Source organism: uncultured Thiothrix sp. (assembly GCF_937873765.1).
Lineage (GTDB): Bacteria > Pseudomonadota > Gammaproteobacteria > Thiotrichales > Thiotrichaceae > Thiolinea.
This window is the reverse complement of record NZ_CALMZC010000057.1, coordinates 1-10,208: the sequence shown is the minus strand read 5'-3', so window position 1 is coordinate 10,208 and position 10,208 is coordinate 1. Positions and strand designations below refer to the sequence as shown.

9 protein-coding genes are annotated in these 10,208 nt (G+C 42.3%); 6 read left to right on the top strand and 3 right to left on the bottom strand.

The genetic code is table 11. The features are described from left to right. Positions 1-328: 328 nt before the first annotated feature. Together Q0307_RS17075 and Q0307_RS17070 are read left to right on the top strand one after the other, a co-directional pair. A complete protein-coding gene (locus Q0307_RS17075) occupies positions 329-808 on the top strand; it encodes a universal stress protein (RefSeq protein ID WP_298662265.1) in 480 nt (159 codons plus the stop codon). Between the two features lie 75 nt (positions 809-883). Further along, positions 884-2,245, top strand: a complete 1,362-nt coding sequence (locus tag Q0307_RS17070) for a TrpB-like pyridoxal phosphate-dependent enzyme (protein ID WP_298662264.1) — start codon at positions 884-886, stop codon at positions 2,243-2,245. A 48-nt stretch (positions 2,246-2,293) separates the two neighbouring features. Here the strand turns inward: Q0307_RS17070 and Q0307_RS17065 are convergent, their stop codons facing one another. From Q0307_RS17065 to Q0307_RS17055, 3 genes are all read right to left on the bottom strand, one after another. After that, positions 2,294-2,827 (bottom strand): hypothetical protein, encoded by a 534-nt coding sequence (locus tag Q0307_RS17065; protein ID WP_298662263.1) that lies wholly within the window; start codon positions 2,825-2,827, stop codon positions 2,294-2,296. A 2-nt stretch (positions 2,828-2,829) separates the two neighbouring features. Beyond that, complete coding sequence (locus tag Q0307_RS17060; RefSeq protein ID WP_298662261.1) at positions 2,830-4,047, bottom strand: YHYH protein; 1,218 nt, start codon at positions 4,045-4,047, stop codon at positions 2,830-2,832. A 151-nt stretch (positions 4,048-4,198) separates the two neighbouring features. Continuing rightward, positions 4,199-4,948: a phosphatase PAP2 family protein gene (locus Q0307_RS17055; protein WP_298662258.1), complete on the bottom strand. Its 750-nt coding sequence runs from the start codon at positions 4,946-4,948 to the stop codon at positions 4,199-4,201. 226 nt (positions 4,949-5,174) lie between these two features. Here Q0307_RS17055 and Q0307_RS17050 point away from each other — a divergent pair, with 226 nt between their 5' ends. The 4 genes from Q0307_RS17050 (at position 5,175) to Q0307_RS17035 (ending at position 9,943) form a co-directional block, all read left to right on the top strand. Further along, complete coding sequence (locus Q0307_RS17050) at positions 5,175-6,554, top strand: SIR2 family protein (RefSeq protein ID WP_298662256.1); 1,380 nt, start codon at positions 5,175-5,177, stop codon at positions 6,552-6,554. Continuing rightward, complete coding sequence (locus tag Q0307_RS17045) at positions 6,551-8,230, top strand: hypothetical protein (RefSeq protein ID WP_298662255.1); 1,680 nt, start codon at positions 6,551-6,553, stop codon at positions 8,228-8,230. Before Q0307_RS17050 ends, Q0307_RS17045 begins: the two co-directional genes overlap by 4 nt. Positions 8,231-8,326: 96 nt before the next feature. Continuing rightward, positions 8,327-8,992, top strand: coding sequence for a HEAT repeat domain-containing protein (locus Q0307_RS17040; RefSeq protein ID WP_298662254.1), 666 nt, complete (start codon positions 8,327-8,329; stop codon positions 8,990-8,992). A gap of 3 nt (positions 8,993-8,995) precedes the next feature. Then, a complete protein-coding gene (locus Q0307_RS17035) occupies positions 8,996-9,943 on the top strand; it encodes a HEAT repeat domain-containing protein (protein WP_366936790.1) in 948 nt (315 codons plus the stop codon). The last annotated feature ends 265 nt before the right edge of the window (positions 9,944-10,208 follow it).

Below are 10,208 nucleotides of genomic sequence, written 5' to 3'. Positions count from 1 at the left end.
CATTGGCGAATTCATTAATCAGATGTTTTTCAACTCTTCTGGTGCATGACCAAAAACTCTAAATGCTAGCTGATCTTACGAACAAGTCCGACAGTACGCGCTTCAGCCAGTTCCAAACCCGTTTCTTCACAGCAAGTCAGTGCTTGACGCTTGCCAAAACGCCGGTGGAATAACAGCATTGCGATTTTAGAACCGTTACTTTAGGTATTTTCGTCTTAACGTGGTGACACGCATTTTTACCTACATAGATCAGAGCAATTTTATGTGAGTGCGTTACTATTAAATGGTGTCTACCCTTTTAACGCTTGGTATTCTCAAGGAGTTTATTATGTTCGCGTATCAACACATCCTAGTTCCAATCGATTTCTCACCTGTAAGTAAACGCAGTATTAATCGCGCTCAAGAGCTAGCCACACAATATCAAGCACGTTTAACGATTCTACATATTGTTGAAGACGTTCCCTTGAGTGTGACTGCCTTTGGTGATGTAGGCGCCATTTATTTAACGCCTGCGAGTCAAGAACAACAAACCAATAGTGATCGGGTAAAACTAGCTGACTTAGCTCAAGAGATGAATCTAGACGCTTCAGTTAAACTTGAAGTTGTGGAAGGTTATCCAAACTCCAGCATCACGACCTATGCAGAAGAAAATCAAGTAGATTTAATTGTCATTGGACACAGTGCCAAGCACGGTTTGCTCGGCATCTTAATGGGTTCAACAGCCGAAACAGTGACCAAACATGCTAAATGTGATGTTTTAGTCATGCGCGTGCCACAGACCGAAGCTCACGAAGCTACTACAGTCTAAGCGCTTGCCTTCGTTGTAAGCCGGTGTTAGAACACAAACTGATTAATTGCTTCGCTTGAAGGAGAGGAACACTGCATGACCCAAACGACTAAAATTTATCTACCCGAAGCTGAAATGCCGACACATTGGTACAATGTCGCGGCAGATTTACCCACACCGCCGGCCCCTTATTGCGCACCCGATGGCACGCCGGTTCCACCCGAAGCGATGCTTGCCATTTTCCCTGAAGAAATTTTAAAACAGGAAATGAGTGCTGAGCGTTGGATTCCAATTCCTGATCCAGTACGCGAAGCCTTAACCATGTGGCGGCCTTCGCCTCTGTATCGTGCCCATCGCTTGGAAAAAATGTTGGGTACACCCGCGAAGATTTATTACAAAAATGAAGCGGTTAGCCCAGCAGGTTCGCACAAGCCGAATAGTGCCGTACCGCAAGCCTATTATAATCGCGAAGCAGGTATTCGCCGTTTGACTACTGAAACTGGCGCCGGTCAATGGGGTAGTTCTTTAGCCTTAGCTGGGCAAATGTTCGGGATCGACGTGCGCATTTACATGGTGAAAATCAGCTACGAGCAAAAACCTTATCGCCGTTCGATGATGACTACTTGGGGCGCAGAAGTTTTCCCTAGCCCCACTGATATGACCCATGCAGGGCGTGCTATTTTAGCGGCTGATCCAAATTCAAATGGCTCTCTCGGTATTGCGATTTCTGAGGCAGTGGAAGAAGCGGCTAGCCGTGCTGATACCAATTACGCGCTTGGCTCGGTGTTGAATCACGTTCTGTTACATCAAACGATCATTGGCTTGGAAGCGAAAAAGCAATTAGCGTTGGTTGGTGATTATCCAGATATGGTATTTGCACCTTGTGGTGGTGGTTCCAACTTTGGCGGGATTGCTTTCCCCTTCTTTGCGGATAATGCAGCAGGTAAACAAGTACGTTTAGTCGCGGTGGAGCCATCCTCCTGCCCGAGTTTAACTAAAGGTGTGTATACCTATGACTTCGGTGACACCGCTGGTTTAACACCGATGATGAAGATGTACACTCTAGGCCATAATTTTATGCCACCGGGGATTCACGCGGGTGGTTTGCGTTATCACGGTGCTTCTGCACTGGTTAGCCAGATGTATCACGAGAACTTAATTGAAGCCACTTCAGTCGGTCAGTTAGAAACTTTCGCAGCCGGTGTACTCTTTGCCAAAAGTGAAGGCATCGTCCCAGCCCCGGAATCCTGCCATGCGATTGCTGCAATGCTGCGTGAAGCAAAAGAATGTGCGAAAACCGGCGAAGCGAAAACCTTGTTATTCAATTTATCCGGTCACGGTCATTTTGATATGACTTCATATGACCGTTATTTGAAAGGTGAGCTGACTGATTTCGATTATCCAGAAGAAGCGATTAAAGCCTCTCTAGCAGATTTACCGAGTTTTGCAAAGGTATAAGCTTTCAAAAAAGAAGCCCTACTCATTAGGGCTTCAAATTCTACTCGACTACTTGGTACTCCCTACCTGCACCACTACTTCAACAGGGTTAGTCTTTAGAGTGGTCATATAAAATTGCTCATCATTGGCAAACATTAAGTTTTTGCCTTTAAAACTCGGTAATTGACTTTGAAACGTCACCGTCTGTTTTGCTGGTAAGGTATAGCGCTGAATAAAACGTATATGTTTAATTACACTAAGATTGTTGGCTTCTAGCTCCAAAGGCAGATCAAACCACGTCGGCTTTAAGCTATTTTGCTCGCTTTTAAGCTGAATTTGGGTTGCTAGCCATTCTTTGATGCTCTCCTGTTGCTCTACAAACTCTTGGCGTGTCAGTTGCCCATCTTGATTGCGATCAAAACGCATAACATCAGCGGCATTTAAGCCAATATCGACACTGAGCTGCTGCTCTTTAACACGTAACTGCAGCAAATCATTATGCCCTGCATGCGCATAGACTTGAGTACTTAGAAGACTGGCTAAACCGATTCCTAACACAAGGCAGCGCTTGGGCTGCCGGTTGCTGTTTAGGATGCTGAACATAGTTACCGACCTGCCCCTAAGAAATCATTATCTACCACCTTGCCATAGACACAGCTTGGAATGAAGGGATAGCTATCGGCGAGATAATAATGATAGATACCGTTGGGATGTTGCGGGGTAACACCAAAACGGCCATTGCACTCGTCCAAATCACCCAACCCCTTCACATATACCCAATCTTGAATGAAGGTACCATCATAAGTCCCACCAGGGCCACTCCGGCGAGTGCCAGATTTTAAGCGATAGCTACCCTTCATACGTTTAATTGCACTAGTGGCACTAGTCGCTGTGCTATAGCCCCAACGCCCATAAATGGGAAAACCATCCGCTGCATAGCCCATCAGCACCATTTTCTGGCCGGTATCGCCGAGCTTATTGATTAAGCTTTCAGGTAAACCGTGATAATGATAGTTACCATTCGGCTGCACATGCCCATTATTGCAATCAGAACCCAACCACGACCATTGATAAGCACCTTTAGCAATCCCTGCTGTGACTGCTTCATAGCGCCACTCGCAGGAAGGTGAGTTGTTGTAGCATTCAGCAGTATTCCGATCAAAAGTTACACCATCCGAGGTAAAGCCAAATAACTTCACTGCCGTACTGACACTCTGCTTAGTTGGTGAGCTGGGAATATCTAAGGTATACAACTGCTGCGCAGCCACATTCGGATTACCTGCATTTGGGAAGCTACCAATTGCATGTTGGGGAATGGCAGTGATGGTATAGCGTTTGGTACTACCTAAATTCACTACATTCACCGACGACACCAAACCCGATTTACTCAAATCTTGGTCACATTTCCAGCCAGTCTTTTTAGAAAAATCCCCCAGTAAACTGGGATCACTAGCGGTATTGAAAGGTGCCCAAACTTCAATATTGATATTATCGGTTTTGGTGCCTGTGCTATCCGTAGCCGTCACTTTGAAACTCAAAGTGGTGCTGGTAGTAACAGTAGGGGAAATAAAAGAGGCCGTACTGGTTTTAGCGTTTTTTAAGCTGACCGTAGAGCCTGCCGTTTGCACCCATTGATAAGTGGCAGACTGATTACTCACCGTCGCGCTCATAGTCACCTTGGTTTGCTGAGGGACGACTTGATCATAACCCGCATTAACCGTTAGGGTGCTACTAACCGCTCTAGTATCAGTTTCTGCCGCCTGCAAACTCGTGTAAGCACCCAATCCCAATAGACTGCTTAGACAAAAAACTTTGAATTTCATACTTATTAGACTCCTCTTTCTGCTAGAAACTTGAGCTTAGCGAGCAATCTAGGAGAGAGTATGGAGAAACTTTGAGAAAGCTTAGAGGATTAAAAAAATAGGGAACTTTAGTTGCTAACTGCTATACAGCTAGCAACTCAATCTAGTCTATTTACGCAGTGGCAGGCATATACATGACCAAGGCACTCGGCCATGTATAACTGACATAAATCAGCCCAGAAAGCACATAAACCAAAACACTAGCTTGTAAGACCTTTAAATCAGCACTATGGTCGGTAGATTGGTGCTCAAAGACCAGAGCAAAAATCAATGCTAGACTAATACTAAATAAAAAGCCGCTAGCAATATCAGTCGGCCAATGAGCGCCTAAATAAATGCGGGAAAGTGCCACCAGCAGCATCATTAGGACTAACACCCACACACTGAGCACCCGAATTGCACGGTTTTGAATCCCCCGTACTGCAAACCAAATGAGCCATAAGCCTAATAAACTGCTAAAGGTGGTATGTCCACTGGGGAAGGAATACACACTGACGCCACGCTCATAAAGATTTAGTTCTGGCCGCCCTGCAGCTACTAGAAACTTAATCCCCGGTACAAACACCCCAGCCCCCGCTACCGTCGTTAACAAAGCTGTCAATAAAGCCCAGCGTTGCTGGTAAAGCAGCATTAAACATAAGCTAGTGAAACTAAGAGTGACTACCAACCAATTCCCCAAAAGAGTGGCTATTAACATCGGTGGATCAAGCACGGAATGACGCCAAGAGCGAATCAACTCGCTCAGTCGATAATCAACAGCGGTATAACCATCAATAGAAACATGGCTAATACACCAAAAAACACCCAGCAAAGCAGCGACTAAAGCAACTATTAACAAGCGATGATTGAGGCGGGAATACACGATTTAAACTCTTAAAATTGTAAAATCAGACTTTGAAGGCTAGCACAAAAAAATCAGCCAGCTATAACTCACCTACTGTTTCCCTGCTGATTTATTTAAATGGCACAATGCCTACAAAAACCTTTCAGGCATAAATTGGCTGTGAATAACCTAGCTTTTCAACACAATTTATTATAAAACTCAAGACCTAACCCTCAGTCATCAGTGGTATCTCAAAGGCTTGCTCATGGTATCCGAAGACTTCCATAATGCTTCTTATGAAGAGCTAGTTTCCCGCTTAAACGGCTTAGAAGATACACACAGTCGTGAGAAAATCGATGAGCAGCAGCGCCTTGAACCGAAAATTATTTCTCTAAAGCAGCTTTTAATTAAGCGCTGTCAACAAAAAGTCAATCGCTTGCGCAGTATCAACTCATATGAAGCTGCGTTTAAAAAATGCTTAGAAATTAAAAGCTATCACAGCACCCCGACTGCAGTCGATCAAGAAATCGCTGAGCTGAAAACCCTCATCGCGCAACAAGATAAGGTGAAGCAATGGGGTGCACAGCTTTCACGCTTCCCAAAACTCCGGCTGATTATTAAAAATCTACTCACGGCCTTAAAACAGGTTGAAGCCAGCCTTAGCTATCAAATTTTAGTAACGCAAGTAGAAGACTTATTATTGGGAGCAAACCCCTATATCGATAGTTTTCTCTGTTGGTGGGAAGCGGAATATCAAGAGACTAGCCCAACGCGGCAACTGGATTTGCACTTATTAGCCGAGCGCATTCGGCGCGGCGAGATTGTCCTGTTTATAGGTTCGGGTTTGGCGGGTTTAAGTGTGGATGACTCTAAGTTAGCCACGCGCCTTGCCCAGCAGATTGGCTATGAAAGCTTTAGGGGTTCGCTGTCGTCGATTGCTGAGCTGTATCAATTACGCCCTGAATTTGGTCAAGCGGCTTTATTGCGGCATTTAACTGCAGAATTTTCGCAAGCACCGATCAACCTCTATCAAAGCCTTGCGCAAGTTCCACAAGCACTAATTTTAATCTCGGCGGCTTATGATAATTTATTAGAGAAAACCTTTAGCCTAGCTAACAAACGCTATGTGGAAGTCGCCTCGATAGTAAAGCGCTCAGAACACTATGATATTGGTCATGTGCTCCTACGCTACTCGGATAAAACCGAACCTGCGACGATTTTATCCCGTGAAGATTTATCTAAGCTGCAATTATTGGAAAGCGGCTATTCGATTATTTATAAAATTCGCGGCACTTGCAGTGAAAACCTCGCAAATAGCCAAGACGATTTCCAATATGATGCCTTGACCTTATCCGAAAGCAGCTATTTTAATTTTGCACGCCATGCCGACAAGATTATTCCTGATTATCTCGCGCAACGCTGGCGTAATCGGGATTTATTATTTATTGCGTATCGGGCTAAAGACTGGGAAGACCGCTTATTGGTGAGCGCTTTATTAGAAAAACGTAGCGCGCAAAAACCCTGTTATGTGATTGGCTCGCAACCGGAGCCTTTAGAGCAAGCCTATTGGGAAGCGCGCAATGTCAAACAATACCCCGTGAAATTGCCTGAGTTAGAAAGCTGCTTGACGGAGGTACGGGTATGACTAAGCCTGCCCTTGAACCCTACCCCGGTCTACGCCCGTATCGTGAAGATGAACAAGATAAATTCTTTGGCCGCGATGCTGATAAGCATGTATTGGTGGATAAAATCCTCAATAATCGCCTCACCTTATTATTTGCCGCCAGTGGCGTAGGCAAAAGCTCGCTCCTGCAAGCCTCGATTATCCCTTACCTGAAGGCTGAGCAAGGCGAAAATCTCTCGGTAGTTTACTATATTGATTGGGTAAGTGAACCGATTCACTATTTGCGCCAAGCGATTTGGCTGGCGCTACAAACAGAAGGCTTACTCGCGGCAGATAGCGAGATTCAAGGCAGTACGCTGGGCGAAGCCCTAGAGTTTTGTAGCCTGTTTGTGCGCCATCCTTTAGTACTCATCCTCGATCAGTTTGAAGAATTCTTCCGCTATCAAGTGCCCCAACAACGACAAGCATTTATTAGCCAACTCATTAGTGTGATTACGAACACACAATTGCCGGTTAGTTTGGTGATTTCCATGCGCGAAGACTTTGCCTTGGAACTAAATACCTTCAAACCCCGCTTGCCGACGATTCTGTTTGAAAACTTTTATCGCTTAGAAAAACTCGGGCGAGCAGCGACTGAGCAAGCGATAGTCCAGCCAGTGGCGCGCTTAGGCTTTGCATACGAACCCGCTTTATTAAGCGCCTTATTAAACGATTTACTCAGTCGTGAATTAGATCGCAATCCACACGCACCCGTGGCTGAGCTACGCATGAATGCCGAGCCACCGTATTTGCAAATAGTCTGCGCACATTTGTGGCAACTGAACCAAGCTGACCCCGAGAAAAAATTACGCCTAAACACTTATGAGCAAGCCGGACGCGCTAAGGGAATTTTAGAAAATTATATCAAGGGCATCCTGCAACCCTTATCCCGCCTTGAAAAAGATTTGGCTTCTCAAGCTCTTGATCATTTAGTCGGGCAGCGTGGGGTGAAGAAAGCCTATACCGCGAATGCTCTAGCCAGCACCCTACAAGAAAAAGAAGCAGATGTGCAAAAACTGCTCGAGGCTCTAGAGCAGGCACGCATTCTACGCAAACAACAACGCGACGAAGAAACTTGGTATGAACTGTATCACGATATGTTCTCCAGTAGCCTTGAAGCTTGGAATTTGGCTTGGAAAGAACAAATGCGCCGCCGTCGTTTCTTTAAAGGGGCATTTTTAGGGTTATCGGCGTTGGCAACTGTGGTAGTGAGTTGGGATTTTTATATTAATTATACGAGCTATCATTTACGCCTTAGTCCTCAAGCGGGGATTTCGGATCGTGTGGAATTATGGCAAGGTAAATTCAATAGCTGGGATTTATTTCAGCAGCAGCGTTATTTAGCGGAAACTGATTTTGAACGGAGTCACATAGAACCGGATAAGCAATTTGCTGAAAAACAATTAGCCGATATTAATGATCTTCGTCGAGAATTAATTAACTTCCAACTAATTGAAGAGCGTGTCAGTAATTATGCTGAATCAGGATTTTTTGATTATGCACTAGATTTAGCAATAAAAACTATTTTTCACTCTAACGAAACTCTATCTAATAGAGCTTATGATAAATTATTTGATATAAAGATAGTTAAAACTCTCAAAAGACTCAAAGAGGAATTAGATACTACTGAAAAACCATTTTTTATAAGACATTCTTAATATATAGAGCGCAAAAATATAATACCCCTTTCTTTTATAAAAATATCTCCTTTTATTGATTTTAACCCAAAAAACGAAGATCAAAAATTAATATTAATGAGCTATTCTCTTATAGAAAGTCTAACAAAAAGAATAACAAAACCTGAACTACTTGATATACTTAAAGAACATAATAATATCCTTAGCGCAGCTGCAGCAAAGGCTTTAGGCTCTTTAAATGATAAGAATGCAATTCCAGATCTAATTAGATTAGTTAAATCTGGCGGCAACACGGAGATCCAACAAAAATCCATAGAGGCAATTGGATTTTTAAACGCAAAAGAGGCCTCTTCTGATTTAATTAATATTCTCAATAATAGTAAAGATATTTTTACTTTTATTAGCACTGCTAAGTCATTAGGTCTATTAAATTCCAAAGATTCAATTCAAAAATTACTTTCTTTGATTAAAAATAAAATAAATTTATATGATCTTGGAGTAACAAGCTCCCTAGCAAAATTACTCGCACAACTAGATGCATCAAATATTATACCTGAATTAGTCCTCTTACTTGAAACACAAGATCCTGATATTCGATCAAATGCCATACAAACATTAGGGGCTTTGAAAGTAACTAGTGTGATCCCTAAACTAATAACATTTCTAACAGACCAAAATCATACCGTACGATCGAGCACAATACAATCACTAGGAGAACTAAATGTCCCAAGTATCATTCCTAACATATTACCACTACTAGAAGATGAAGCACTTGATTATTAGGTTATAGAAGCTTTAATAAATTTAAACGCTAAAGACTCCATCCCAGAAATAGTCCCTATGCTAAAAACTAAAAATGTAGAATTACAAAAAAACTCACTTCAAGTACTAAGATTATTAAAGGCTGAAGGCATTACTGATACTATTATACCTCTACTTAATAATAAAGATTTCGATATCAGAACTAATGCAGCGAAATTCCTAGGCCATACTGGAGATAGGAAAGCTATTAGTGAATTAATTATTCTATTGAAAAATGATAATGAGGCTGTTCTACCCTATGTAGCCCAAGCATTAGGTCAATTAAATGCTAAGGAAGTTATACCTGACCTATTACTTTTATTAAAAAATAGAATTGACAATTTTGATTTAATTGCAGAAGCATTAGGAGCATTGGATACTAAAGTAGCAATACCAGAGCTAATAACAGTGCTCAAAGAGTCAAGCAATAATACGAATCTTAGATGGAGATGGACAGTAGAAAAATCATTACATCAACTAACAGCAAAAGAGGCGGTTGCAATAACATTAGATGATATACAATTAGATTATAACTATTTCTTAGACTCAGATAGCCTAAATAAAGTCCCTATATCCCACTTTAACTTACCTCAACTGAAAGTAAATTTCTATACAGAGCTAGATCATTACTTTGATCATATTAGTGATATTAGTGGAGGGGAACTTATTGAATTTACTCTGCGCCGATTATCCATGAATGATAAAGAAATAAAAATAAAAGCTATGATAGCTCTTCTACGATTAAAAAATAATGGCTTATTGAATAAATTGCAACTAAAAATTATCGATAAAGCCCTAAAAAACTCAGACAACATCCTAGTTAAAGCAGCAGAAAAATTTATTTTTGATCAAAAAAAGAAAGCATTGAAAAAAACCATGTACCGATTAATCAACCCTATCCTGAAACTAAACCACTTAGCCTCACTGAATTAAAAACTAAACTGGCTAAACTCAAGGAAGACTATGCTAAATGGCGGGCGCAACGCGACACGGAAGCTCCGGTTAAAACAGCTACGGAGGCCTCAAATTCAGAGGCGCAAAAACTCGAAAATCTCAAACGTGAGGTCGAGCTTTATAATTATGCCTTTGCCATCGCGCATCTAGACCAAGCAGCTGGTCTTGAATTACTCAAACATGATTTATCGGTATTATGTAGCACCTGCACAAAGCTAATGACCTCATAACCCATTAAAATCAA